Annotated in this window: 16 protein-coding genes; 4 read left to right on the forward strand and 12 right to left on the reverse strand. The window is 60.6% G+C overall.

The annotated features are described in order from the left end of the window. Positions 1–681: 681 nt before the first annotated feature. From GT003_RS18010 to GT003_RS18030, 5 genes are all read right to left on the reverse strand, one after another. A complete protein-coding gene (locus GT003_RS18010) occupies positions 682–1,569 on the reverse strand; it encodes a carbohydrate ABC transporter permease (RefSeq protein WP_161700318.1) in 888 nt (295 codons plus the stop codon). 19 nt (positions 1,570–1,588) lie between these two features. Beyond that, positions 1,589–2,485 carry an ABC transporter permease gene (locus tag GT003_RS18015; protein ID WP_161700320.1) on the reverse strand — a complete coding sequence of 299 codons (897 nt, stop codon included), beginning with the start codon at positions 2,483–2,485 and terminating at the stop codon, positions 1,589–1,591. A gap of 82 nt (positions 2,486–2,567) precedes the next feature. Beyond that, entirely contained in the window at positions 2,568–4,316 is a 1,749-nt protein-coding gene (locus GT003_RS18020; protein WP_161700322.1) for a type 2 periplasmic-binding domain-containing protein, read from the reverse strand. A 140-nt stretch (positions 4,317–4,456) separates the two neighbouring features. Further along, entirely contained in the window at positions 4,457–5,893 is a 1,437-nt protein-coding gene (locus GT003_RS18025) for a response regulator transcription factor (RefSeq protein ID WP_161700325.1), read from the reverse strand. Then, positions 5,868–7,646 carry a sensor histidine kinase gene (locus GT003_RS18030; protein ID WP_161700327.1) on the reverse strand — a complete coding sequence of 593 codons (1,779 nt, stop codon included), beginning with the start codon at positions 7,644–7,646 and terminating at the stop codon, positions 5,868–5,870. The genes GT003_RS18025 and GT003_RS18030 overlap by 26 nt, the downstream gene beginning before the upstream one ends. Positions 7,647–8,099: 453 nt before the next feature. Here GT003_RS18030 and GT003_RS18035 point away from each other — a divergent pair, with 453 nt between their 5' ends. Then, positions 8,100–9,152, forward strand: coding sequence for a LacI family DNA-binding transcriptional regulator (locus GT003_RS18035; RefSeq protein WP_161700329.1), 1,053 nt, complete (start codon positions 8,100–8,102; stop codon positions 9,150–9,152). A gap of 289 nt (positions 9,153–9,441) precedes the next feature. Further along, complete coding sequence (locus GT003_RS18040; protein WP_161700331.1) at positions 9,442–11,799, forward strand: alpha-L-rhamnosidase-related protein; 2,358 nt, start codon at positions 9,442–9,444, stop codon at positions 11,797–11,799. A gap of 761 nt (positions 11,800–12,560) precedes the next feature. Here the strand turns inward: GT003_RS18040 and GT003_RS18045 are convergent. The 7 genes from GT003_RS18045 to GT003_RS18075 form a co-directional block, all read right to left on the reverse strand. Beyond that, positions 12,561–13,439 (reverse strand): ROK family protein, encoded by an 879-nt coding sequence (locus tag GT003_RS18045; RefSeq protein ID WP_161700333.1) that lies wholly within the window; start codon positions 13,437–13,439, stop codon positions 12,561–12,563. 17 nt (positions 13,440–13,456) lie between these two features. Continuing rightward, a complete protein-coding gene (locus GT003_RS18050; protein WP_161700335.1) occupies positions 13,457–14,176 on the reverse strand; it encodes a hypothetical protein in 720 nt (239 codons plus the stop codon). Position 14,177: 1 nt separating this feature from the next. Beyond that, complete coding sequence (locus GT003_RS18055; RefSeq protein ID WP_161700337.1) at positions 14,178–15,458, reverse strand: M48 family metallopeptidase; 1,281 nt, start codon at positions 15,456–15,458, stop codon at positions 14,178–14,180. 342 nt (positions 15,459–15,800) lie between these two features. After that, positions 15,801–16,883: a glycoside hydrolase family 172 protein gene (locus GT003_RS18060; protein WP_161700339.1), complete on the reverse strand. Its 1,083-nt coding sequence runs from the start codon at positions 16,881–16,883 to the stop codon at positions 15,801–15,803. 1,050 nt (positions 16,884–17,933) lie between these two features. Next, positions 17,934–18,248: a thioredoxin family protein gene (locus GT003_RS18065; RefSeq protein ID WP_161700341.1), complete on the reverse strand. Its 315-nt coding sequence runs from the start codon at positions 18,246–18,248 to the stop codon at positions 17,934–17,936. A 350-nt stretch (positions 18,249–18,598) separates the two neighbouring features. After that, positions 18,599–19,276 (reverse strand): ribonuclease H, encoded by a 678-nt coding sequence (gene rnhA / locus GT003_RS18070; RefSeq protein ID WP_161700583.1) that lies wholly within the window; start codon positions 19,274–19,276, stop codon positions 18,599–18,601. A 671-nt stretch (positions 19,277–19,947) separates the two neighbouring features. Continuing rightward, on the reverse strand, positions 19,948–21,249 hold the full coding sequence (locus tag GT003_RS18075) for an NCS2 family permease (RefSeq protein WP_161700343.1): 1,302 nt from the start codon (positions 21,247–21,249) through the stop codon (positions 19,948–19,950). Between the two features lie 208 nt (positions 21,250–21,457). Here GT003_RS18075 and GT003_RS18080 point away from each other — a divergent pair, with 208 nt between their 5' ends. Further along, positions 21,458–23,149: an SWIM zinc finger family protein gene (locus GT003_RS18080; RefSeq protein ID WP_161700345.1), complete on the forward strand. Its 1,692-nt coding sequence runs from the start codon at positions 21,458–21,460 to the stop codon at positions 23,147–23,149. Between the two features lie 65 nt (positions 23,150–23,214). Continuing rightward, a complete protein-coding gene (locus GT003_RS18085) occupies positions 23,215–26,238 on the forward strand; it encodes a DEAD/DEAH box helicase (RefSeq protein WP_420831464.1) in 3,024 nt (1,007 codons plus the stop codon). The last annotated feature ends 137 nt before the right edge of the window (positions 26,239–26,375 follow it).

Below are 26,375 nucleotides of genomic sequence, written 5' to 3' on the forward strand. Positions count from 1 at the left end.
AAGCCATGTAAGCCATGTAAGCCATGTAAGCCATGTAAGCCATGTAAGCCATGTAAGCCGTGCAGGCCTTGCCAGCACGCCAGCCATTAACGTCATTCTTGCGCCATAAACCTAACACCCTGCAACGTCTAACGCTTGTACGGAACGCTAATCGGCTCGAAATGACGATTTTATATCGCTAACGCTTGTCAGGAAGCTTATTCCGAGATTATCGATGCAAAACGGGCTCCTCTACGCCAAATAACGTCTGTCACAAGCGTTAGCGTTTATTTAGTCGTCTTTTGAGACAAATAGCGCTGCTGGCAACCGTTAGGCGAGGCGTCAGTCTGGATTCACGTTGAACGATCGGCAGCTACCGCTGCTCGCTGAACCCGCTTAGCATGCAGCGGTCCTCTACGACCCGAAGCCGAACGGCCCTTGCGGCCATTCGGCTTCTTTCTAGTGCTATCGCTCCGTTCGCCTGCAGCCTGCCCATACGCCAATTTGGCGGCCTCCGCGCGGCAGCTGTTCTGCTTTGGCAGGTAGATGCCGGCGGCATCCTACGAGGGTATGCCTCATCGGCTGAGCAGTCGGCTGAGCAGTCAGTCGACCAGTCGGCTGACCAGTCGGCTGACCAGTCGGTCGTGCAGTCAGATGAGCAGTCAGATGAGCAGTCGGGCCGAGCAGAAAGAGACGTCGCTGCTATTCCTTCACCGAACCGAGCGTAATCCCCGAAATGAAGTAACGCTGCAGGAACGGATACATGGCCATGATCGGGAACATCGAGACGAAGATTTTGGCCGCGCCGAGCGTCTTGTCCGATACGCTGGCCATTCGCTTGACGTCGTCCACCGACTTGAGCAGCGTCGGATCGATGCGGACGACGAGCTGCTGCATGTAGGTTTGAAGCGGCGCGTGCTCGATGCTGCGCATGAAGATCATGCCCAGCATGAATTCGTTCCACACCGTGACGAGCAGGAACAGCGTCGTCGTCGCCAAGACCGGCATCGCGAGCGGCATGTAGATGCGGAACACTTTGTACCATGGGCCTGCGCCGTCCATCGACGCGCATTCGTCCAGCTCCTTGGGGATCGTCCGGAAATAGTTCACGATCAGAATGACGTTGTAGACGTTGATGATCATCGGCAGCACGAGCACCCAGAACGAGTTCATGAGCCCCAGCTGCTTGACGATGAGATAGAACGGAATCAAGCCGCCGTTGAACATCATGACGAAGACGAGCAGCCACATGTAGGCGTTGCGCAGCTTGAATTCCCTGTTCGTCCGGGACAGCGGATACGCCATCAGCAGCGAGATGAAGAAGCTCAGGAACGTCGTGAGCGCCACGCGTTTCACGGAGACGAAGAAGGTCTGGAAAAACGTCGTATCCTCGAACAGCTTCGTGTACGCGGCAACCGTGAAGCCGCGCGGATAGACGGTCACGAAGCCGCCTTCGGCCTTCGCGGGCATGCTGAACGAGATCGCGAGATTGTGCACGATCGGAAAGATACAGGTGAACGCTGCGAGCGCAAGCAGGACCAGCAGAGCGATATCTGCGGCTTTGGCTCCCGGGGTTACATTCCTTACCATAAGAAGCTCCTCCTCGTCATCAGAAAATCCGGTAATTGGCGAACCTGCTCGCGAGGAAGTACGAGATGACGATAAGCACGAAGCTGATGGCCGACTTCATCAGCCCGATGGCCGTCGCGATCTCGAAATGCCCTTCTTCCAAGCCGGCCCGGTACACGTAGGTGTCGATAATGTCCGAGGAATCGTAGACAAGCGCATTATACAGGTTGAAGATTTGGTCGAAGCCGGCGTTCAGGACGTTCTGCAGGCTGAGCGTGCCGACCAGCACGATCGTCGCGGCGATGCCCGGCAGCGTAATGTACCGAAGCTTCTCCATCCGGCTCGCCCCGTCCATCTCCGCCGCTTCGTAGAGCGCGGGATTGATCGCCGTTAATGCCGCCAAATAAATGATGGTGCCGAAGCCGAATTCCTTCCAAATATCGGAGCTGACGATAATCGTCCGGAACCAGAAGTGTTCGCCGAGAAACATGATCGGCTCGACGCCGAAATACTTGCTTAACAGCTGGTTGAAGATGCCGTCGACGGCGAATAAGTCGCGAAGGATACCCGCGATCAACACCCAGGACAGGAAGTGAGGCAGGTACACGACCGTCTGCACCGTCCGCTTGAACCAACGGACCCGAAGCTCGTTCAGCATTAAGGCGAACGCGATCGGGATGAAGAAGCCGAACGCCATCTTCATGAGCGCGATCACGACGGTATTGGTGAACACCTGCTTCGCGACCGGCGTCTCGAAGAGCAGGGCGTAATTGTCCCAGCCCACCCAGCCCGAACCCCAGATTCCTTTAGTCGGAATGAAATGCTTGAACGCCAGGATGATACCGCCCATCGGCCATACCGAGAAGACGAGCACGAGCAGCATGCCCGGCAGCAGCATCAAGTTGAAATGGAGTTGTTCCGACCATTTACGCAGCATTGGGAAGACCTCCGTTTATCCGTTTTTCCAGGCTGATAAGGAAAGGCGCCGAGTCTCGCTCAGCGCCCTCTTGTGCTGCCTGTTATTTGTTTGCCAGCGCTTCGGTGATCTCCGTGATGATCTGATCCCCGCCCTGCGCTTTCCAGTCGCTGACGAACTTATCGAAGTCGGCGTCGATGTCGGTCGATTTCATGATGATGGAATGGTACGCCTTCATCTGCAGATCGTTCAGCGCCGTCAGCTTCTTCTCCATCGTCGGCGTCTGCCCGTCGAACGCCGAGTACACGACGTTCAATTCGTAGCCGGAAGCTCCGCCCATCGCATCGTACCAGCTGCGGGTATTTTGCCACTGCAGCATGTTCTTGCTCGGCGCCTGCGGCTGATCCTGCAGCTCGTCGATGTACTGCTTGATGTTGTTGAACGCGTCCTTGTTCGTGAACGGCAGGGTAGCCGCATCGATCTCGCCTTTCACGGCGCCGACGATTTGCTTGGCCGAATTCAGAATTTCGTCGCCCGGCGCGATGGTCAAGCCCCACAGAATCGGCGCTTTGTCGTTGGCGTCCTTGAACGTTTCCTGCGACAGCTTCAAGAAAAACTCGCCCTTGCGGTTCTCATTATAGACGTTCAGCCATTTGACCGGCAGTTCCGGATGCTCGAAGCCTTTCTTCACCACGATCACGTCGCCGACGGGCAGCGTCGTGCCGAAGTTGATCTTGCCGTTCGTCTTCGCCGGAATGGCATAAGGCTTCCAATCCGCGTCCGGCACGTTCTGCAGCGTCATGAAGAGCGGATACCATACGCCCCACCAGGCTTGTCCGACGATGCCCGCGCGGCCGCTGGCCAAGAGCTCTTGAAGCTTGCCCGTATCCTTCAGCGCGAAGTCCTTCTCGAGCAGACCGTCCTTGTACATTTGGGACATGATTTTCAGCGCGTCCTTGATGCCCGGCTGAATGCCGCCGTACGCGATATTGCTGCTCGCATCCTTATAGAACAGGCGCGGATAGGCTTCGAATTGGTCGAAGAGGAACCCGGGTCCGAACAATCCCGCCGGCTCCGATTCCATCTGCATGGCGAACGGAACGGTCTTGCCTCCGCCGAACGGATCCTTCTCCTTGAACGCCTTGCCGATCGCCAGCACGTCGTCCATCGTCTTCGGCTCCGGCAGGTTCAGCTTCTTGCGCCAATCGTCGCGAATCCAGACGAAGTTAAAGTTCTCCAGGCTGGTCTGCTGCGGCATGGCGTACTGCTTGCCGTCGATCTTGAACAGATCGAGTACTTGATTACCCTGATTGGCGAAGCTGTCCTTGACGAGCGGAGATGCATAATCCTCGTAGGCGGACGTCAGGTCCTCGATCATATCCGCGTCCACGAGGCGCTTGAGCGTCGCTTGAATATCGGTCGGCGTGCCGGTGATTTCGAAGATGTCGGGAATATCGTTCCCGTTGATCGCGAGCTCCAGCTTCTTCTTGTAAGCGAAGCCGTCCTGCGGCGCCGTCCAGACGAACTTGGGCTTCACGTTCAGCTGATCTTGCATGAACGTGTTGTAGTCGTTCTCTTCGTAAGACTGTCCGTCGGGAAATTGCGGATTGTTGCCGATCGGGCGGACGGTCGTGAATTCGACGGTCTCCGGGTATTTGCCGAACGGATCCGGCTTCTCGGCGGTATCGGCGGGCGCTGCCGCGTTGTTCCCGCCCGCGTTTGCGTTCGTCGCGGCCTCTTTATTGCCGCCGGCCTCGTTCCCGTTATTGGCGCCGTTGTTGCTGCTGCAAGCGCTCATGATCGTGAGCATAGATGCCAGCGCGAGCACGGTCCACTTTTTATTCATTGCCATTGCGGTTGAGCCCCTCTCTTCTCGTCGTTTGCATCCCCATCATAACGCGAAGGTGTGGCGCGCAGAATGGAAAAAGCGCCGCAGTTGACGGAAGAATGTCATCTGGGGCGCTTTTCGCGTTACATTTTTCGCAGGCCGGCCTACATTTGTCCCTGCAATTTGCGGCCGAGGTAGGCGAGCTCGAATTCGGCCGATACGGCCGGGAGCCGCCGGTAATCCTTGGGCGAATAGCCCGTTTCGTCACGGAACAGCTTGCGGAAATACGGTTCGTCGGCAAAGCCGCAGCGCTGGGAAATCTCCCCGATGCTTAGCTCCGTCCCCACGAGCCACATCTTCGCCCAGTCGATTCGCAATTCCCGCATGAATTCGTTGAACGTCGAGCCAACCGTGCGCTTGAAGCAATCGCTGAAATACCCGCGGCTGAAATGGATGGCCGCCGCCGCTTCTTCCTGCGTCACGCCTTCCCGGAGCCGCTGCTGGACTTGATGGATCGATTTCAGGATGCGGACCGCGTTGTCCTGGCCGACGCCGGCCTCCTCGATTGCCCGCGACAAGCCGCGGCGGAGCCCGTCCAGCCAGCGCTTCCAGTCGGACCACGTTCGCAGCGCGCGCGCGGACTCCAGATACCGGGCCGCGTCGCCGAAACGCTTGATGCCCTGCCACGACCGCATCGTCCGGTACATGACCTCGCATAAGTCGGCCGGCTCGGGCCGCTGCTTCTGTATGCGTTCGATCAGCTCCCGCCACGCGTGATCCTCGCACGTCCACTCGAAGCTTTCCCACGCGCTCCGCCAATCCGTTCCCCCGGCATGATCCTCGTGCAGCATGACGTCCCGAAGCGAATCATGCAGCGCCGGTGCGCCTTCCTTGAGATCCGCCAGATAGAACACATGCTTGCGGACGTAGATCGGAAGCAATTCGCGAAGCCGGTCCTTCATGGCCAAATGATGCAGGAACACGATGACCCACCTGTCCGCGGGCAGCAGGCTCCGCGCGTCGGCCGGCCATTTGCCGCCGCCCGCGCTGTCGACGAACCAGCTCGGATTCGCATCGGCCACCCGATAAGGCATCCGTTCCGTGATCCAAGGCACCGCGTACAGCTCGTTCAAGGAGCAGTCCGCCGCGAGGCCGACGAAGAGCACGCCGTCCCTCCCGCCGGGCGCGGGCTGCGGGGCCGCTTCCGCTTCGCGGACCTGCTTCTCCCGCACGCGCTCCGCGATCCGGCCGAACAGCCTGTCCAGCTTCTCCTCGTCCAGCTCGGTCTTGACGATATAATCGAGCGCCCCCATCCGCAGCGCTTCCTGCACGTAATGAAATTCCTGATGGCAGGTGAGGATCGCCGCGCCCACCGAGGGAAATTTGACCTGCACTTCCTGGATCAGATCGAAGCCCGACATGCCCGGCATCGTCAAATCCGTGACCAGCAGGTCGATCTTCTCCCGCGTCAGCCATTCCAGCGCCTTCTCCCCGCTGCCTACGTCGGCGACGACGGTCATGCCATGACGTTCCCATGGCATGATATGCAGCAGGCCTTTGCGAACGATCGGTTCGTCATCGACCAGCAAGGTCCGAATCATGTTCCATTCCCTCCAGTGGTTGTGCGGGTATTTGAATCGTCAATCGCGTGCCCTCGCCGACCCGGCTGTGAATGCTTAAGCCCCGCTGCTCGCCGTAATAGGTCCGAATAAGCCGGTGCGCGAACGCTAGCCCGATCCCCATGCCGGATTTGCGACCCTCACCGGAAGGCTGCTCCTGCAGCAGGGCGGCCACCGTCTCTTCCGTCATCCCGATCCCGTTATCCGATACGTCGATGCGGATGCCTCCGTCCGTTTCGCGGACGATCGCGACGGAGATGACCCCGTCTTCGTTGCGGAAGCCATGATAGAGCGCGTTCTCGACGAGCGGCTGCAGCACGAACCGCGGCAGCGTATTCTCCTCGGCGGCGGGATCGATGTCCAACTCCACCTGAAAAGCGTGACCGTAGCGGATTTGCTGGAGGGCCAGATAATCGCGCAGGTTATTGATCTCGTCCTTCACATGGACGAAGACGCCTTCCTTGCCCAGGTTGTAATGCAGAATCCGCGTGAAATACGTGACCAACAGGACGATCTCTTCCTGCTTGTGAACCTTGGCGATGACCTGAACCGTGTTGAGCGTGTTATGGATAAAATGGGGATTGATCTGGTAGCGCAGCTTCTCGACCTCGATGCGGCTGCGGGCGCGCTCCCGCCATTCGATCTCCTCGAGGAGCGCGAACACCCTGTCCCGCATCCGGTAAAACCGGCCGAGCAGATCGTCGAATTCGATCAGCTTCATCAGCCTTCGCGGACGGATGATCCGGCTGTCGCCCATCCACTCGATTTCCCTCCGGAACGTTTGGAGCGGCCGATAGATCGTGCGCCAGGCAATGATGGCCAGCAAGAAGCCGAGCGCCAGCGAGAACAAGCCGATCGTCCCGAATTTGACCAGCCAGGAGGTCATCTCCGCCTTGAACGCATCCCCTCGCAGCAGCACGACCAGCTGCCAGCCCTGCTCGCTCGCCGCGATGAAGCGCATGCCGCCCGCGGCCTTCCCGCCTTCGCCGTTCGCGGGGTACACGCTGCCCGGGGCATACAAGGCATCGTTCTCGCTGTACAAGACGCGGTTGCCGTCGTTCAAGAGCAGGTGCGCGGCCACCTCCCCGTACTGCTGCATCTGAAACAGCTGCTTCATCGACTGGAAGTTGCTCTCGATATAAACATAGAAGGACAGGTCCCTATCCTGATAATCCGTCACTTTGCGCGACACCGAGATGACCGGGGGATCCGTGACGCTGCCGTACTTGTCGACCGACAGATGCGGCGCCTGGTAGGAGACGCCTTTGGCCTCGACCAGCAGCGGGAAACGGTTCAGGTCGATGCGCTCGTTGGACGGATAGTTTTGGAATAGCATTTGCCGATTGCCGTCCAGGATCGTTATGATGCCGACATGAGGGCTGGAATAATTGATCAGCGCCATGCGGTCCTGGATATTCTTCATGCTCTCCTGCTTCTGGAAGATATCGTCCGACGTCATATAACGCTGGATGTCTTTCACCATGACGCCGTCCAGCGCCAGCTGCTGGGAAGCGAAATTCAGGTTCTTCAGGATGTTGTCGATGCCCGTCAGCTCCTTGTCGACATTCTGTTGAATGCCGCTCGTGAGCGTATGCTGCAAGAAGGAGTGAAAGGAAGAATACGAGACGAATCCGAGCAAAGCCAGCGGCAGGATCGAGCTCAAGAGCAAAATGGCGATCATGCGGCTTTTGACGGAACGGGTAAAAGGAAAACGGTCGCGAGCGGCAAGCTTCATGGGGTTTCCTCCTGAAAGGGCTTTCTCGGTAAGGCGCGTCAGCGGGAAGGACAAGCGCAGCTTGGCGCGCGCGGGTATCCGGCGGATGCTCCGCCAGGCCTGTCCCCTTACTTTTACTTGGAAATGTAACATACCCTCTGCTGGGACGGCAATCAAAATACGCTTGTCCTCCGTTCGGCGCGCCGCCGATCTGAACGCGGTCCAGCCGAGGTCGGGCATACGACCCGTTCTCGGCGACTATCCATGCCGACGCGGTAAAATACATGAGGGAAATGCCTTAAAACGTTTTATATGCAAGAATATCCACCCGATCTCGCGGGGAACAGGTCAACAAACATTAATAGCGCTTACATTCCTGCTATACCGCCGCTTTCACGAAAAAAATCCCCTCATTGACGCTAAAGAGAGGGTGTGATACTTTTATCGTATAAAACGTTTTTAGAGGGTGCGACTATGAAAAAATCCGACCGCAGCGTCACCATTAAAGATATCGCCCGCGAAGCCGGTGTATCCATCTCCACCGTGTCGTTCGCCTTCAACGGTACTGCTCCCGTCGCCCAAGAAACGAAGGAACGCATTTTCGAGGTCATCAAGCGCCTCAACTACCAGCCGAACTCCGCCGCACGCGGTCTCGTCACGCGCAAGACGAACAATATTTGCCTATTCACCCCCCACCCGGCGTCCGACTTCTTCTCCTTCTCGGGGAACAGCGTATTCTCCGATCTGCTGCAGGGCATCGGGGACGTGCTTGACCAGCGGGACTACAACCTGCTGATCGCCTGGGACAATCTCGGCCACAAGGCGAAGACGCCGAAGCTCGTGAAGCTGATGCGCGAGCGCGCCATGGACGGCGTGCTCATCGCGCTGCCGAGCCACGACTCGTCGGTCATCGAGGAGCTCTCCGAGCATCAATTCCCGATGGTCATCGTCGGCACCAACGATCGCAAGAACCAGATCAATTCCGTCGACGTCGACAATTACGACATCGGCTACCGCAACACGAAACATATGCTGGGGCTCGGCCATTCGCGGATCGCGTTCATCAGCCCCGGCCCGCTGGAATTCCTCGTGTGCGAGGACCGGCTTGAAGGGTACCGCGACGCGCTGCAGGAAGCCGGTATCAAATACCGGGAAGATTACGTCTTCATCGGCGACGAGAAGGAGCACAGCGGCTACCGCGCCGCGAGCAGCTTCTTATCGCTCAAGGAGACGCCGACGGCCGTCGTCTCCGGGCGCGACATCCAAGCCGTCGGCGTCTTGGAATACGCCCGGGAGAACGGGCTGAGCGTTCCGAACGATCTCGCGCTGATCAGCTTCGAGAATACCGAGCTCGCTCAGAAATACAACATTACGTCCTCCACGACGGATCTCTACGAAATCGGCAAAGAGGGCGCCAAGCTGCTGCATAAGGTGCTGACCCGCAAGAAGGACCGCAGCGCGCAGAACGTCGTCATCGCTTCGGAGCTGATCATTCGTTCCAGCTGCGGGGCGAAGCCCAAGTCTTGATCGGCTTGCCTTGGCGCATCGAGTCGGCATGGATCAATCGAATGACTTAAGTTGCACCTTAAGATGCACATTAGAAGATCGTCGCCTGCATCCCGGTGCAACGGCTGTCTCGTCTCGCGTTAGGGAATGTCTTTGATTCTAGCGCATTCCCGTCACTGATAAGGCGCTTGCTTCTTCTTACCGCACAAGCTCCGGCAGCCCTGCTGCCGGAGCTTGTCCCGATTCTCCTTGCACCGCAGGGAAAGCGGGCGTACGATGGTTGTATTCATTCCGAATTGGAGGGGTTCATGTGTTTCAAGAAGCGCTTCCGCTTTGGCCGTCAGGCCTGGCCGAATCAATGAATGTCACCTGCGGTATCAAGGCCCGGTTCATGTCCGACCGACAATCGCCCGCGCTCGTGCGCGTAACGGCTTCGTCCCGCTACCGCGTATTCGTCAACGGTCTATTCTGCGGGCACGGTCCGGCGACAGGTCCGCACGGTTATTACCGCGTCGACGAATGGAATCTAGCGCCGTACTTAAGCAGCGGCGAGAATCACGTGGCGATCGAGACGGCCGGCTATAACGTAAACAGCTTCTACGTGCTGGATCAGCCGTCCTTCGTGCAGGCAGAGATCGAGCAGGGCGGACGGATCGAAGCGGCCACCGGCAGCGAAGGGCATCCGTTCGACGTCTTCGTGCTGCCCGAGCGCGTTCGCCGGGTGCAGCGCTACAGCTTCCAGCGCGCCTTCATCGAGGCCTACGAATTCACGCCGGGCGTGCATGATTGGCGGAGCTCGGAGGCGCTGCCCGCCGCGCCGGCACCGTGGGAGCTGCAGGCGGAGAAGCAGCTGCTGCCCCGCCGCGTCGGCTACCCCCGCTTCGAGGTCGCCCTGCCGACGGACATCCTGGCCACGGGGAATTTCGCCGTATCCGATTCGCCGGCGCCTCCTTGGCGCGACCGCTCGTTGACCGGGGTCGGCCCTGCTTTCAAAGGCTACAGGGTCGAGGAGCTTGCGCTGCTGCCGACCGACGAGATCGGCAAGCTGGCGATGACCGGCTGGAGCCGGGAAACGAAACGCTATGAAGGGCAGTCGCTGCCGCTTCAAGCAGGGGAAGCGGCTCTGTTCGCCTTCGGCCGCAACCTGACGGGATTCGTCGGCCTGGAATGGACCGTATCGGAGAAATCCCGGATCGCGCTGACGTTCGACGAGATCCTCACGGAAGACGGCGATGTCGACCATCTTCGCTTGGACGTCGCCAACGTGATCTATGCAAGCTGCGAACCGGGAACCTACTCCCTCGAAAGCCTCGAGCCGTATACGCTGCAATACTTAAAGGTGCTCGTACTGGAGGGCGGCTGCCTGATAACGGGCTCGTCCATCCGGGAATACGCCAACCCGTACGCGGACCGTGGTCTCTTCGCCAGCTCGGACGACACGCTGAACGCCGTCTTCGAAGCGGCGCGCGAGTCGTTCCGGCAGAACGCCGTCGACGTCTTCATGGACTGTCCGTCCCGCGAGCGGGCCGGCTGGCTGTGCGACAGCTTCTTCACCGCCAGGGTGGAGGCCGATCTGACGGGCGATTCCATCATCGAACGTAACTTCTTCGAGAACTACTTGCTGCCGGATTCGTTTGCCTTCCTCCCGGAAGGCATGATACCGATGTGTTATCCCGCCGATCACAACGACGGGGTGTTCATTCCGAACTGGGCGCTTTGGTTCGTGCTGCAGCTGGAGGAGTTCCGCGATCGCGGCGGCGATGAAGCTACGATCGCGGCGCTGCGCCCGCGGGTGGACGCGCTGTTCCGCTATTTCGCGGGCTTCCGCAACGAATTCGGGCTGCTGGAGAACCTCGAGAGCTGGGTGTTCATCGAATGGTCGAAGGCCAACGAATTCATTAGCGGCATCAATTACCCGACCAACATGCTCTATGCGGCGGCTTTGGCGGCGGCCGGGCGGATCTACGGCGAGGAAGCATACGCGGAGGAAGCGGCGGCCGTCAAACAAACGGTGCGCGAGCATTCCTTCGACGGGACCTTCTTCGTGGATCAGGCGATCGAGGACGAGCAAGGCGAAATCGAAATCACGGATCACCGCACGGAGGTCTGCCAGTATTACGCGGCCTACTTCGGCATCGCGGACGCGGAGGAGCTGCCGGCGTGGTTCGAGAGCCTGATGCGGGATTTCAGCCCGTCGCGGAATGCGGACGAGCCCTACGTGGCGGACATTCGCGACGTTCATCCGGCCAATGCCTTCGTCGGTTACTACCTGCGGATGGAGCTGCTGTCGCGCCACGGCCCGTCCGCCCAACTGCTGGAGGAGATCAAGGCGTTCTTCGGCAAAATGGCCTTCCGCACGGGCACGCTGTGGGAGCATAACGGCACGCAGGCAAGCTGCAATCACGGTTTCGCCTCGCATGTGGTGCGCGCGCTTTACCGCGATGCCCTGGGCATCCAGTCGCTGAACCGGGATCAAGGCACGCTGGACGTCGTTTTCACGGATAATGGGCTGACCTCCTGCAGCGGCATGATGCCGACGCCGGTCGGCGACATCGCGCTCAGCTGGCGCGTGGAGAACGACACGATCTATTACCGCCTGAAAGTGCCGCCGACCATGGCCGTCAGCGTCGAGAACCGCAGCGGCAAGCAGCTGGTGGGCGAAGAATAGGACCGATTCACGAGGGAAACCACCCTTTCGGGCGCGCTGCGCGTTCGGGAGTGGTGGTTTTTTGGCGTCGGAAGGCATGTACGGGCCATGAAGCCGCTGATCGCCGATGCAGACGGATATCGTCTTGATCACTGGAATTCACTTTAACCGCGGAAGGCTAACGGTTGTAGGAATGGCTAATCTACGTAAAATGGCCATTTTCAAGACGTAACGATTGCCAGCAAGCTTAATCGGAGATTACTCCGTGCGAATCGGCCTATTCGCTCTAAATAACGCCAGCCATAGACGTTAGAGCTGCTTCCGCCGCATTTTTCGAAGAATAGCAGCGCTGACAACCGTTAGACCTCCGCCCAAGTCCGAATTCGCTCTCCGTGCCCGGTAAAAGGCGCCCTGGCAAGTTCACGCGTTGGCATCGCCGGGTATTCGTTCGGCGGAAATGGACGTTGTTATTCACACGCTGACTTCGTTATTCCCCTTCCCCGTTATACGCCATCGCCGTTATACGCCATCGCAACGTCTGAAGCTTGGATGCCTCTGTTGTTCTTAGGCCGAACATCCTTGAAGGCTTGAAACGTTATGAGCATCGCATATCTGCGCCTACGAGAAAACAACCAGCCCGCTGCGAAACGAATTTCGCGTGGACTGGTTGCTTGTGGTTGGTTTGGTTATTTGGTTGTTTTAATTGCTTTTGGCTGTGCGCATTGCTTGCGAGCTTCGCTTGTCTATGGACAGCCTGCACCTGCACGTCTTGCTTATCTACCTTACTTCGCGCCAAGCGCGCGAAGACCAAGCGCCAACGAGCCGCTGAGGCCGGCATTGTCGCCGAGACCCGGCGGCACGATGTAGTCGTCGATGCCGGCAAGCAGGGCTTCCGCGCTGACGTAGCCGTTCAAGTTCTTGCGAACTTGTTCGCGGATCAGCGGGAACAGCTGCATCTGGTGCATGACGCCGCCGCCAAGAATGACTTTCTTCGGCGACATCAGCAATACTGCGCTTGCAACCGCCTGTCCGATATAGAACGCCTCGATCTCCCAAGCCGGGTGATCGACGCCGAGTTCGCTGCCTTTCACCTTCCAGCGGCCTTCGAGCGCAGGGCCTGCCGCCATGCCTTCCAGGCAGTCGCCGTGGTACGGGCAGAAGCCTTCGTAGGTATCTTCCGGATGCCGGCGCGTCAATACATGTCCGCCCTCGGGATGAACCAGGCCGTGAACCAGCTTGCCCTCCGTATAAACGCCTACGCCGACGCCTGTGCCGATCGTATAATACAGGCAGCTGTCGAGGCCTGATGCAGCGCCCCACGTTGCTTCGCCGAGCGCCGCCGCGTTCACGTCCGTGTCCCAACCGAATGGCACGTCGAACGTCTTGCGCAGCTCGGGCAGGAACGGATAGTTGCCCCAGCCCGGCTTCGGCGTCGTCGTGACGTAGCCGTATGTCGGACTCGCCGGATCGATGTCGAGCGGCCCGAAGGAACCGATCCCGATCGCTTCGACTTCCTTATCGCGGAAATAGGCGACGACGTTCGCCAGCGTCGCTTCGGGACGCTCCGTCGGAAAACTCACTCGATCCAAAATCTCGCCATTCTCGTTGCCGATGCCGCAAACGAACTTCGTGCCGCCGGCTTCAATTGCTCCAATACGCATGCCTCACTCGTCCTCCTCTAGATTCTCTCTCTCAACCATGGCCAGACGACGTCCAGCGTAAGCCGCTGATTCGTCAATCCAAGCTCATTCACATAAGGCTCCCGCTCGCGAAAATAATCCGCGTGTTTCCCGATGATCGGCACGCCGCCGCTGAACGGCGGCGCATGCTTGTCCGCCTTGCGCAGCCAGCCGCCGCCGAACGTGCCCAGCCGGGCAACGGCATCGGCCGATCGGCCTGGCCGGCCCGGATCCTGCTGCGCCCCGCCTGCGTATACGAACAGCACCGATTCCCGCAATTCCTCCGGAATGCGGCAGCGCGGCGAGCCGATCATGACGACCGGACTCGGCGGTCCGCCGATCAGGTCCATCAGCTGCCAGGCGGCATGGACGGCGGCGACGCCGCCGCCGCTGTGGCCGACCAGCACGATGCGGTCTCCGGGGCCGGGCCCCGGCGTCCAGCCGGAACCGATCCTGTCCACCGCCCGGCCGCCCCCGATGGAGCGGCCGAACCTGCCTGCGCCAAGCCGCATGTCGCGGCTGATTTCCCACAGCTGGGGAATGGCGCGGCGACTCCAGTCGCCGTAAGGAAACAGCAGCTGCGACGTTCTCACGCCGAAGCCTTCTCGCGCTATTATATCATGCAAGGCGACGCGAAAGCTCTCCATGAATTGCGGCGCCGTCGCAAGCCCAGCAAGCAAGTAGAGCGACACGCGCTTGCGTTCTCCGTTATCCGTCATGCTAGGATCCCGCCTGCCCATGGGACTTGGCGAAATCCATCGCGGCGATGATGCGCTCCATATCGCTCGGATGGTCGTCCCGGAACCAGCGCACGAGCAGCGGCGGATTGACGTCGCTCAGCGTAATGACGCCCGTCTTCTGCTGCATGGACACCTCGCCTTCCGAAGTGTTCAGCAGCTTCATGGCGTAGGCGTCCGCCGACGATTCCGCATGGCGGGATACGGCGTTGCTGACCGGCAGCGAGACGACGGAAAGCACCGCCATGATGAGCAGCAGCAACGGGAGAGCCGTCATGTCGGACCGGCTGCGGATGCCCCACCCTTCGCCCCATCGGCGCAGGCACCAGACGTAGATCCCGCCGCCCAGCCAGATGACGGCGAGCGAGGAACCGACGGCGCCGACGGCGCTCCATTCGAGATGGTGCATGGCGTAATGGCCCATCTCGTGCGCCATGATGAGCAGAATCTCCGGCTCCGTCAGCTGCTTCAGCGTCGTATCCCACAGCACGATGCGGAGCGAGGAGCCGATCCCCGTCACGTAGGCGTTGATCGCGTTCGTTTTCTTGGACATGTCGGCCTCGTACACCCGGTCCGCGGGGATATCCGCTTTGGCGGCAAGGTCTAGGATTTTGGCCTCCAGCTGCGGGTCGGACAACGTCGTAAAATGATTGTACAACGGGTCGATGATGACCGGCTCCACGTACATCATGAACACGGTGAACGGCACGGAGACGAGCCACAGCTTCAGCCACCAACGGCCGCGCCGCGACAGAATCCAGAACGCGACGATCGACACCGCGAGCATCGTCAAGTAGCCGACGCCGAAGGACACGAGTTTGTCCCGAATCCAGCCCGCCGCCGGCTGCGTCGTGATGCCGTAGTGCTTGGACAGCCAATAGCTGAAAATCCGCAGGGGCAAATACAGCACGAAGGAAGCCAAGTCCACCAGCAGAACGAACAGCGGGAAACGGATGACGAGCGGCAGTCCGCTCCGTTCGAGCGCATCGCGCCAATACCGGGCGAGCCCGCCGGAGAGCAGGAACAGATAGATCAGCCACTCCCAAGGGATGCTTGTGAAGAAGATCCAGTTGCGGATCGGGTTCAGCACTTCGCTGTCCTTCAACTGCTGCGAGGTGAAATACGTCGCGGGATCCGCAGCCGTGCCTTTGTAGGCGGCAGGCACGTTATTCGGCGAGGTGTACCATACGTAAGCCGCCGCAAGGATTGCGTACAGCAGCAGCAACAGCAGCCATTTCTTTGAAAAGCGCGCGCGCACCGGCATGCCAACATCTCCTGTTTTCCAAGGTTTGGGTTAAGCTAATCATAGCATGTTTCCCCCTGGAAACAGAAACGAGCGCCCGCGCGGCGGCGGCCGCGGAACGCTCGAATCGGATGGTGCCGCGCAGCAGGATCGGTCGCGGTACGAGAGGTTCTGCCTGCCGATGCCCGGTGCATGGCCAGAACGCGGAACGAACCCTCGCATCGACATAGTCCAGCCATGGCGAAGACAAAGGACGAACCCTCGCGTCGACTTAGGCCGGCGCATGGCGGACTATCAGGCGGACTGCGTCACACAAGCCCTATGCGACACGATGGAACGCGCAAGTCGCTGAACGTGCCGCGGTTAGATGACTTCGCGCTCGTCGTTGCCCGGCAGCTCCGGGAATGCCGCATGCGGCTCCGTTTGGTACCAGAAGACCGTCGAAGCGATGTCGCTTTGCTGCGGGAGGTAACGGCCGCCGGAGCGCCAGCCGAGATCCTGGATCGTCACGCGCAGGCCGGATTCGAAGCGGATCGGATCCTGCACATGCCAGCGGTACATGCCGAAGCGCTGCTGGCTGCGGTACAGCCCGTCCGGCTTGATGACCTGATGCATGCCGAGGAACGGCGTGGAATACGTGCCGTATTCGCCCTGCGGATGCTCCCAGTTCCACGCGCCGCCGAAATAATCCTCCGTGCCCGTGCCGCAGATTGTCGGGAACTCCTTATCGTCGTCGAGGAAGAATTTGATTTCGCCCTCGCCCCACCAGCCGGTGTTGTTCACCTGCCAAGCCAGATAGCAGCCGACGTAATGGCCTTTGCCCTGTACGCCGTCGAGCAGCGTATGGACGTCCTTGTACGGCACGGGATTCGTGCGGCGCCACTGCGCGTGGAAGTAGGCCATGTCGGCAGGCACTTCCGTCAGCGTATAGTCGATTTGGTAATAGAGCACGGCTTTCTCCGGCGAAGCGTTCTCCATGGTAAAACGCGCCGACTTGCGGAACGGCATCTGCCAGTAGCAGTTCATGCCCCCTGCCGGGTTGACCGCGACCGGGAACGAATTGACGTTGCAGCGCTCCTGCCAGCCGTTGCAGAAGAAATCGCCGATCGGCGCTTCGACGGAAGGCGTCTCCTCGCCGTCCCAGTAGATGCGCAGAATAAAGTTGCGCCATACGTTCGGGGCGCTCGTCAGCCAAATATGTTGAATGGCGCCGGGACCTTCGATGTCCGCCATCGTGAACGTCTCGCCTGCCTCTATAGCGACGGAAGGCGAGACTTTCCAGCCTAGACCCAGATCGCGCGCGCAGCCTGCGCCGGTTCCCTCGGTGGCCATGCCGCCTTTGCCCGCTTCGCCCGTGAAGTTCTCCGCGCTGATCGAACGGCTCTTCGCGTCCGACAGCCTCGCCAGATTGCCCATGCCCATATCCAAACCGTTGAAACCAACCATCGTTCTCTCTCCTTCTCAGCTCTGAATGAAACCGCTTTAATGGGTGAATATGGGACCTATGCTATCCTGCCGGGCAGGGCATGTCAACGACTTTTCGAGGAATTCCGGCGAAAATAGGGCTTAGGTGGCGTATGGGTGGAGCGCTGGGGCGGCGAAAACGGTTAGTTGCACGGCTGATGAGCTGAGCGCCGGAAGTGATGAGCCGTGAGCGGCGTGCTGGAGGCCGAGGGCCGGGAGTGGCGGACCGGGGGCGGTAGTTCGGGGGCGGCGGGCTGAAGGCGGCGGACCGAGGCGGCGGATCGAGGCGGCGGACCAAAGGCGCGGACCGGGGGCGGGCCAGGAGCCGCAGGCCAGAGGCGGCGGCGGACCGGGGGTGGACGGCCGGGAGTGGCGGACCGGGGGCGGTAGTTCGGGGCGGCGGACGCGGCGGAAGCGGTGGGTCCGGAGTGGTGTGCCGGGGGCGGTGGACCAAAGGCGGTAGGTCGGGGCGGCGGACGGTGGGCCGAGGCGGCAGACCAGGGGGCGGCGCACCGTGAGCGGCGGATCAGAGGCGCGGACCGGGAGCGGTGGGCCCGGGGTGGTGTGCCGGTAGCGGAGCGCCGGAGGAGGTGAGCCAAAGCGACTCACCTTGAACGGTCGGCCGCGGGAATGAGCCGGGCTGCTGCTGCAGTCATTCCTAACACAAAGTCGGCTTGTGCTGCGTAAACTTTCCATAAAAAATAAGTGCAAATCTGCACTTATTTTTAATGAAATCGCCCGAAAATCAAAAATAGATGCAATTCTGCAACTAATCGGCCGGTTTTGAATTATTGCGGCAGATTATTAAGAAAATAAGTGCATAATTGCACTTATTCCATTCCAATATTGATTTCGCGGGAAAATAAGTGCACATTTGCATCTATTATGGTCGGTCAAACCGGAGGGCGATTGCAAAGACGCCTACGAACCATACGAGCAGGCTGCCGAGACGCCTTCCGCAGCGAACAGGAACTATTTGCCGGCGCCGATCCGGCAAACCAACTGCAATACAAAAAAGCGCTCCCCCGTCAACTACGGGGTGAACGCCTTCAACAGCCGATACAGCGAATCCACCGACTGCATGGCATATTCGGTTTGCACCGGTTCGCCGTCCCGCACGAGCACGAGCGCCGGCACGCTTGCGACTCGCCAGCCATCTCGCAGAGCGGGAGCGAAGTTGATGTTGATTTGGACAATCGGCAAGTCGACGCCCGCAGCCTGCACGATCTCCAGCATGCGCAGCCCCACCTTGCAAGTGCCGCATAGCGGCGTGAAGAAGAACACCGCTTCATGCGGCAATTTGGCCCGCCCCAGCCATTCCCGCTCTGTTTGTTCCTCCAGGGCCATCTCGCCGGCACCGCCTTTCCGTATATCTGCTTATTCGGTAACGAAATCAGCGATCTTCCGCCTTGTTCCATTCGAACCGAAGTCCCACTGCGATGCAATGATTGCGATCATCATGAATCATCCCATAAATGCGGCTCGCGCCTTCGTTCAAAGTTACACTTTTCTCTAACGGTCGACAAGCGTTTTAGCTGCCAATAAGGGCCAATAAGGAGTGCTGTAAGATTCCGCTGTTCCGCTGCGCTAGCTTTTATCCTCTAAATATCGTTAACGATTAATGCGATGAATGGATTAACCCGTAAAGGAGTCGAGGCGCGTGAAGCGGCGTATCCAACATATTTCCGCTGCTTCCGCTACTTCCGTCCGTAATCCGCCTTGATTTCGCCCCACAGCTTCGTCTGCCACTTCAGCACTTTGTTGCTGTACGTGTTCGTCTGCAGCCAGCGGACCGCGCGATCGACCATGCCCCAGATCTCTTCCGTCGACGCGTCGCGCGGCAGCGTGGTGGAGACGTTCTTCTGCTTGACCCATTTGAGCGCATTCATGGAATCGCTGTACACCGTCTTGCTGCTTCCTTGCTGCTTGAGCAAGGCCAGCGCGTGCACGATGGCGAGAAACTCGCCGAGATTGTTCGTGCCCTTCTTCACGGGACCCACCGCGAAAATCACTTCGCCCGTACGCGTATCCACGCCTTTGTATTCGACCGGACCCGGATTGCCGCTCGTCCCGACGTCCACGGACAAGCTGTCGTAATCGATCTCGCCCGGCTCCTCCTCGGACCCCGCGGTCTTACGGCGGAATTGCCCGCTTCCGGTCTTCGAGGCGCCCGAGGCGCTTTTGGCCCCGGCTCCTCCCTGCCCCCAGTGCTTCTTCCAACCGCCGCGGTACGCTTCTTCCGCTTCCGACCGGCTTTCGTACGATTTGAATTTGGCATCGTCGAACTTATTGATCTGTTCCTGGCATTCGCCCCAGCTCGTATAGACCCCCGGCTGGCGGCCGACCCAGACAACGTAAAATTTCCCCTTGGCCATAATCCGCACCTTCTTCTGCGTCATTCTTCCCGTCCGCGTTCGGATGGGATTAGAACGTTTCGACGAGCAGCCCGCAAAACCCTCCACACGGGCAAAATTTTGGCTTGGGAAAGCCCGGGTAGGGCGCGAGGCTCCAATTCTGCTGCGCTGCACAATTCACCGTGATTGGGTCACAGGAAACTCAAATTCTGCAGCTCTGCAGAATTTCACCGTGACTGGGACGCGAAATGCTCAGAAAGCTGCTGTTCTGCACAATTTCACTGGTTTTGAGGCGGGAGACTCGAAATTCTGCTGTTCTGCACAATTTCACCGGATTTGGAGCTCGGGAGGCTCGAATTTCTGCAGTTCTGCACAATTCCACCGGATTTGAGATACATGAGACTCAGAGTTCTGCTGTTCTGCACAATTTTACCGGATTTGGAGCGTTCACCGGTTTTGAGCGCGGGAGACTCCAAATTCTGCTATACTGCACAATTTCACCGTGATTGGGGCGCCGGAGACTCGAAATTCTGCTGCTCTGCACAATTTCACCGGATTTGGAGCGCCGGAGGCTCGAAATGCTGCTGTTCTGCACAATTTCCCCGTATTCGGGACGCGGGAAGCTCAGATTGCTGCTGCTCTGCACAATTCCCCCGCTCCCCTCAGCTCCCTCGGCTGCATGGGCTCCCTGGTCAATGGGTGAAGAAGACGATTTGAATGAAAAAGAGCACCGCGAACAAATAAAACACCGGATGCACGTCTTGGGCCTTCCCCCGCAGCAGCTTCAGCAGCGGATACGCGATGAACCCGATGCCGATCCCCGTCGCGATGCTGTACGTGAGCGGCATGAGCACGACGATCAGGAACGCGGGGAACGCCTCCTCCAGCTCGTTCCATTCGATCCGCCGCATGACGTCCAGCATGAGGAAGCCGACGATGATGAGCGCCGGCGCCGTAATGGCGGGGACGCCCGAAAGCACGGCGACGACGGGCGAGAAGAACAACGTGAGCGCCAGAAGCACGCAGACGACGACCGCCGTCAGCCCCGTCCGTCCGCCGATCGCGACGCCGGCGCTCGATTCGATGTAGGCGGAGGTCGGACTCGTGCCGAGCAGCGCTCCGGCCGAGGTTCCTATCGCATCCGCCAGCAGCGCGCCCTGGGAGCGCGGGAACTTGCCGTCCTTCAGCAGCCCGGCCTGCTCCGCGACGCCGAGCATCGTCCCCGTCGTATCGAACAGCGTGATGAGCAGGAACGTGAAGATGACGGCATAGAGGCCTTTTCGGAACACGCCTCCGATATCCAGCTGGAAGGCCGTATGGTCCAGGCCGCTCGGCATCGCGACGATATTCGAAGGCATATCCATCTGTCCCATGATCAGCGCGATGACCGCGGTCACGAGCATGCCGACGAACAGATAACCCCTCACCCGGTAAGCCATCAGGATCAGCGATACGAAGAGGCCGACCATCGTGAGCGCCGTCATCGGCCGGGTCAGGTCGCCGAGCGTCAGCAGCGTGGATGGAGAATCGACGATAATGCCCGCATTTTGCAGGCCGATAAAAGTGATGAACAGCCCGATGCCGGCCGTGATGGCATGCTTCAGACTCGGCGGTATCGCGTTCAGGAGCATATAGCGGAATGCCGCCAGCGACAACAGGATGAAGATTAATCCCGCGACGAACACGGCGCCGAGCGCAATCTGCCACGTCACGCCGTCATCCGGGGAAACGACCGTGAACGCAAAGTACGCATTCAAACCCATGCCCGGCGCGAGCGCGATCGGATAATTGGCGAACACCCCCATGATCAGCGTCGCGACGATGCTGGCCAGCACGGTGGCGATAAAGACGCCGTGAAAATCCATGCCCGTCTTGCTCAGAATGCCGGGATTGACGATGACGATGTAGACCATCGTCAGGAACGTCGTGATGCCGGCCATGATTTCCGTCCCGACCGTGGTGCCCCTGTCTTGCAGCTTGAAGAGCTTGTCCATGCGCGTAATCCTCCCGTTGGCACGGGATCGGCCCCTGCCGGTAATGCCCCTATTTTCCCCTATTCAGGAAAATGTCATCCCTCTTGGAAGAACCGGGATCGGCGGCCGAAAATTAAGCCGGCATCAGGGGGCTCCGGCCCGGAAGAACTGGTATAATAGATGGCGAAGTTTATACTTGACCGACTACGGGATTGGGAGTCGACGACGCATGGAAACGGACTATTCGCTGGACGACGCGGGGTGGCGCTCGCTGCTTGAGGGCGTTGCCGCGCATTTCGATGAACTGACGATCATTCGCGGTTTTCAATATTATAAACAAGGACGCGTGGAGTCGCTTGCGCCGCGGGAAGACGGGCAACTGCTGGACGCGAGCGTGCAGGACAACCGGCTTTGCCATATTTCCGTGGATCTCGGGGATTTGGGCCGAAGCGCCTGCTCTTGTCCGCTGGACCGTACCTGCCATCATATCGTCGCGGCACTGCTGCGGTACGCGGAGATGTGCGGACGGCCGATACAGGCGCTGGTCAATGCGCGCATGACGGTACGGGGCATGAATCAGGCATCGCAGCAAGGAGCGCAAACGAGCGCGGCCAAAACGGCGGCAGCCGTAGCGGCGAAAAGCGCGGAAAGGCAAGCCCGCATGAGCGCGCCCGCGCAGCGCCCATCCCGCCCGACGCTGACGGAGCAGGAGCTGACCGAGCTCCCCGTGGCGGAGTGGCATGAACGATTCCGCCTGCGAAGAGGCCCGCTCCAGATGACGATCCGCACCGCGCAGGAGGTCACCGACTTGATGGCCGACCTGCAAGCGATGCGACCGGAGCTGCCGTATGCGTTGGAGCAGCTGTTCCAGCTCCATGCGATACTGTTCGTGCTCGAGCAGATGGTAAAGCCGGCTCAGGCGGATTGGCGCCAATCCGGGCTGTTCATGGGCTACCATACCCAGCTAGCGCTTGACGGACTGCTCATGCAGGCGAGACGCTTGCTCTCGGACGAGCTGGCCATCTCTTCCGAGGACTCGGCGTATTGGAGCCGCCTGCTGGATACGGCGGATTGGCTGCGGGACCGGATGCTGACGGAGGATAAAACGTTGAACGGCTTCGCTCCGCTCTACCGGGCGTTCTGGCTGAACTGGCTCGGCCCCCGTTCGGTTGGCAGCAAGCCGATGTACGAAGAAGAGCTGCGCAAGCTGCAAGCCGCGCGTCAGGAACTCGGCGCGTCTCTGTCGCTGCTGAACTGGACGCTTGCGCAGTGCTTGCTGTGGATCTATCTGGCACGCGACGGGGAGGCGTTCAGCCTGCTTGCCGAGGGCGGCAATAAGCTCATGGTGAAGGCCGAGCATCTCATGCCGCTGCTGGATGTCATGAACCGGGCGGAGCAGTGGGAACGGCTGCGCGATTGGCTGGCGAAGACCGGCCCGCTGCTCGTCGGCTTCCGCGGCGAGGATCTGGCGCCTTACGGCGACTGCTGGTCTGTCGTCGTGGAGCAGCTGCCCGAAGCACTCCCCGCCATGTGGCGCACGCTGACGTCGATGCTGCCCTTCTCCCGCGTCATCTACGAGGAAGCGCTGGTCGCGCACGGCGAGTGGGCACGCTGGATCGATTATCAAATGTGCGGCGATAACGAGCCGCTCTCCTTCCGCGTCAGCGTGCTGAAGCCGATCGAGAAGGAAGCGCCCGAGCTGCTGCTGCCTTTCTATCATCAAGCCGTGGAAAGGTACGTGCTGCAGAAGAACCGCGACGGCTACAGGGCGGCGGTCAAGCTGCTCAAGCGGCTGGCCAAGCTGTACGTGCGCCTGAAGCGCGAGGAGCGCTGGGAGCAGTTCTTCTCCGCCTTCGCCAGCCGGAACAGCCGGCTTCGCGCCCTGCAGGAAGAACTGCGCAAAGGAGGCCTGCTGGCATGAGCACCGATACGTTAACGATCCAAATAAGCTTGTCGGAGCAAGGCGATGCTCTGATCTACGGCGCCATGCCCGCTTCCGGTTATGCGAGCGGCCTGCTAGTGAAGCAGCGGCTGTTCGCTTGGCATGAGCCTTCCTTCTACGGAACGGAGCTCGATATCGAGAAATTGCAGGACGAGCTGGAGCTGGTCGTGCTGCCGGCCGAGATGGTCATTCCGTTCTTCGCGGAGCGAAGCCTGCTGATGGCGCATATCGATTGGCGGTTCGAAGGCGACGCCGCTCGCCTCGTGTCGCTCGCGCCGGGGCTGCAAGCCTGCATCGAGGAGAGAAAATTCATGCCGAGCTTCGCGGCCTTCCGGGCCGGCAAGCTCCGCTGGACCTGGGACCCGGAAGCGCTCGACGCGCGGACGTGCAAAGCGCTGCGGGCGCTGCTCGGCAGCGGCCGTGCGGCGGGAGGCGCCATGAACGGCGGCGATAACGACGGCGATTGGGAGGGCGAGACTGCGGGAGCGGACGAGGACGGCGATCGTTCCGCCGGCTTCGCCGAAGGCCTGCAGGCGACGTTCTCCGCCGCCGTGTTCCAGCGCTATTACGGCACGGAAGAAACCGCGGGCGATCTGCGCCGCGACTTCCCGATGCTCTTCGCGCGCGACCGCGCCGCTGCCGCCGCGGGCATGGACGAGCGCGCCTGGCTCGTCGCCGCCGGCTGGAAAGCCGACACCCTGCCGTTCCGGCCGCTCCTGCAGCTGTCGGAGCCCGAGGACGCCGAAGGCGGCTGGCGCCTCGCGCTGATGCTGCAGGACAAGCTCGAACCGGCGAAGCTCGTGCCGGTTCGGCTGGCCATGGACGGCGAAGCCTTCGGGACATGGCCCTCCGGCTGGACGCCGCACGTGCGCGAGCGCTCCGCGTCCTGGCTCGCGCATATGCAGGCGAGCCTGCCGGCGGACCGCCTGGCCGGCAGTCCCGCCGATGCGCTGAACGCCCCGCTGACGGACGAGGCCGCGTGGCAGTTCCTGACCGTCGACAGCCCGCGGCTGCTCGCCGCCGGCTGGCAGGTGCTGCTCCCCGGCTGGTGGGAGGAAGCCAGCCGGAAGAAGCCGCGCGTCCGCGCGAAGATCCGCCCCGGCGAAGGCGCGGCCGCGACGGGCGAAGGCGCAAGCGGCGGCCAAAAATCCTTCTTCGGCCTCGATGCGCTCATCGACTTCGACTGGCGGTTTTCCATCGGCGACGTCGATCTGAGCGAGGACGAGTTCAAGGAGCTGGTCGCCCGCGGCGAGCGGCTCGTGAAGTTCCGCGGCCAATGGGTGCCGCTCGATCCCTCCTTGCTGGCGCAGATCCGCAAAGCGATGGCGGGCATCAATCCGCAGAAGGGCCTTTCCTTCCAGGACGTGCTTCAGCTCCATCTGCGGAGGCAGACCGGCGAAGCCTTCCGCACGGCGGCAATCGCCGGCCGGAACGGCCAGCCGGAGGGGAATGAACAAGAGCACGAGGAAGCGGACATCGCTGTCGAGGTCGAGCTGAACGCCCATCTCTCGAAGCTGATGGAGCAGCTCTCCGGCGGGGAATGGCCGGCCATCGAAGTCCCCGCGTCGCTGCATGCGGAGCTGCGCAGCTACCAGCGCGACGGGTTCGCCTGGCTCGCCTTCCTGCGGCGCTTCGGGCTCGGCGCCTGCTTGGCCGACGACATGGGGCTCGGCAAGACGATCCAATTCATTACGTATTTGCTGCATGTCTCCGAAGGCGCGGCAGCCGGCGAGCGCCGGCCTTCGCTGCTGATCTGTCCGACCTCCGTGCTCGGCAACTGGCAGAAGGAGATTCGACGCTTCGCGCCGTCGCTGCGCATCCTGCTCCACTACAGCAGCAAGCGGCTGAGCGGCGAAGCCTTCTTCGCGGAAGCCGGGGAAGCCGATCTCGTGCTCACCTCCTACGCCACCGCGACGCTGGATCAGGAGATGCTGAGCAGCTGCAGCTGGTCGGCGATCTGCCTCGACGAGGCGCAGAACATCAAGAACGCCGGCACGAAACAGGCGGCCGCGGTCAAGAGCTTTCCGGCGAGTCACCGCATCGCGCTGACGGGTACGCCGATCGAAAACCGACTGTCGGAGCTGTGGTCGATTTACGATTTTACGAATCCGGGCTATCTCGGCAGCGCCCGCGCGTTCGGCGAGCAGTTCGCCCAGGCGATCGAAAGGGAACGCGACGCGGAGCGGACGCAGGAGCTGCAGCGGCTCGTCAAGCCGTTCATGCTGCGGCGCAAGAAGAAGGATCCTTCGATCCAATTGGACCTGCCGGAAAAGAACGAGATGAAGACGTACATCCACCTCACCGCCGAGCAGAGCGCGCTGTACGAGCAGACCGTCAGCGAGCTTATGGAGAACGTGAAGAAGCTGGAGGGCATGCAGCGCAAAGGCGCCATCCTCTCCGCGCTCACGCAGTTGAAGCAGCTGTGCGACCATCCCGTGCTCCTTACCAAAGAGGCGGTTCCATGGCCTGACGACGAGGACGAGGCCGCAGCCGAATCGGCTGCCCTCATCAGCCGGTCCGCCAAGCTGGAGCGGCTGCTCGACATGGTGAAGGAGCTGCGCGAGGAAGGCGAGCGGTGTTTGATTTTCACCCAGTACATCGGCATGGGGCAGATGCTGCAGCGCGTGCTGGCCCGGGAAACCGGGGAGCCCGTGCTCTACCTGCACGGCGGCACGTCCAAGACGGCGCGCGACCGGATGATCGACGAATTCCAGTCCCGCAGCATGCCGGCAGCGGAGCAGCCGAACATCTTCATCCTGTCCATCAAGGCTGGCGGCGTCGGCCTCAATCTGACCGCGGCCAACCACGTGTTCCACTTCGACCGTTGGTGGAATCCGGCGGTGGAGAACCAGGCGACGGACCGGGCATACCGGATGGGCCAGACGCGCGACGTGCAGGTGCACAAGTTCATCTCGCTCGGCACGCTGGAGGAGCGCATCGACGAGATGCTCGAAAGCAAGCAGCAGCTGAGCGACGATGTTATTACCAGCTCGGAAGGCTGGATCACGGAAATGTCGACGGATGCGCTGCGCGACCTCTTCACGCTGCGGCGCGAGTGGTCGGACTAAGGAGCGGATGCACTCCGTGCAGCTGCCTCTCGGTCAGCTTTCCAGGCGCTTTCCGCCCCAAGCACACGCGAAAAGCTGCCTATCCCCATTCGCGCATTCACGAACCTACCGGTTAACCACCTACATGATCAACCCCG

The organism is Paenibacillus sacheonensis (assembly GCF_009909195.1).
Lineage (GTDB): Bacteria > Bacillota > Bacilli > Paenibacillales > Paenibacillaceae > Paenibacillus_Z > Paenibacillus_Z sacheonensis.

Bases quoted from the DNA above. Each gene is read 5' to 3' on its own strand.
- GT003_RS18010 (WP_161700318.1), bottom strand. From the start codon at position 1,569: ATGGTAAGGAATGTAACCCCGGGAGCCAAAGCCGCAGATATCGCTCTG.
- GT003_RS18015 (WP_161700320.1), bottom strand. From the start codon at position 2,485: ATGCTGCGTAAATGGTCGGAACAACTCCATTTCAACTTGATGCTGCTG.
- GT003_RS18020 (WP_161700322.1), bottom strand. From the start codon at position 4,316: ATGGCAATGAATAAAAAGTGGACCGTGCTCGCGCTGGCATCTATGCTC.
- GT003_RS18025 (WP_161700325.1), bottom strand. From the start codon at position 5,893: ATGATTCGGACCTTGCTGGTCGATGACGAACCGATCGTTCGCAAAGGC.
- GT003_RS18030 (WP_161700327.1), bottom strand. From the start codon at position 7,646: ATGAAGCTTGCCGCTCGCGACCGTTTTCCTTTTACCCGTTCCGTCAAA.
- GT003_RS18035 (WP_161700329.1), top strand. From the start codon at position 8,100: ATGAAAAAATCCGACCGCAGCGTCACCATTAAAGATATCGCCCGCGAA.
- GT003_RS18045 (WP_161700333.1), bottom strand. From the start codon at position 13,439: ATGCGTATTGGAGCAATTGAAGCCGGCGGCACGAAGTTCGTTTGCGGC.
- GT003_RS18050 (WP_161700335.1), bottom strand. From the start codon at position 14,176: ATGACGGATAACGGAGAACGCAAGCGCGTGTCGCTCTACTTGCTTGCT.
- GT003_RS18055 (WP_161700337.1), bottom strand. From the start codon at position 15,458: ATGCCGGTGCGCGCGCGCTTTTCAAAGAAATGGCTGCTGTTGCTGCTG.
- GT003_RS18060 (WP_161700339.1), bottom strand. From the start codon at position 16,883: ATGGTTGGTTTCAACGGTTTGGATATGGGCATGGGCAATCTGGCGAGG.
- GT003_RS18065 (WP_161700341.1), bottom strand. From the start codon at position 18,248: ATGGCCCTGGAGGAACAAACAGAGCGGGAATGGCTGGGGCGGGCCAAA.
- rnhA (WP_161700583.1), bottom strand. From the start codon at position 19,276: ATGGCCAAGGGGAAATTTTACGTTGTCTGGGTCGGCCGCCAGCCGGGG.
- GT003_RS18075 (WP_161700343.1), bottom strand. From the start codon at position 21,249: ATGGACAAGCTCTTCAAGCTGCAAGACAGGGGCACCACGGTCGGGACG.
- GT003_RS18080 (WP_161700345.1), top strand. From the start codon at position 21,458: ATGGAAACGGACTATTCGCTGGACGACGCGGGGTGGCGCTCGCTGCTT.
- GT003_RS18085 (WP_420831464.1), top strand. From the start codon at position 23,215: ATGCCCGCTTCCGGTTATGCGAGCGGCCTGCTAGTGAAGCAGCGGCTG.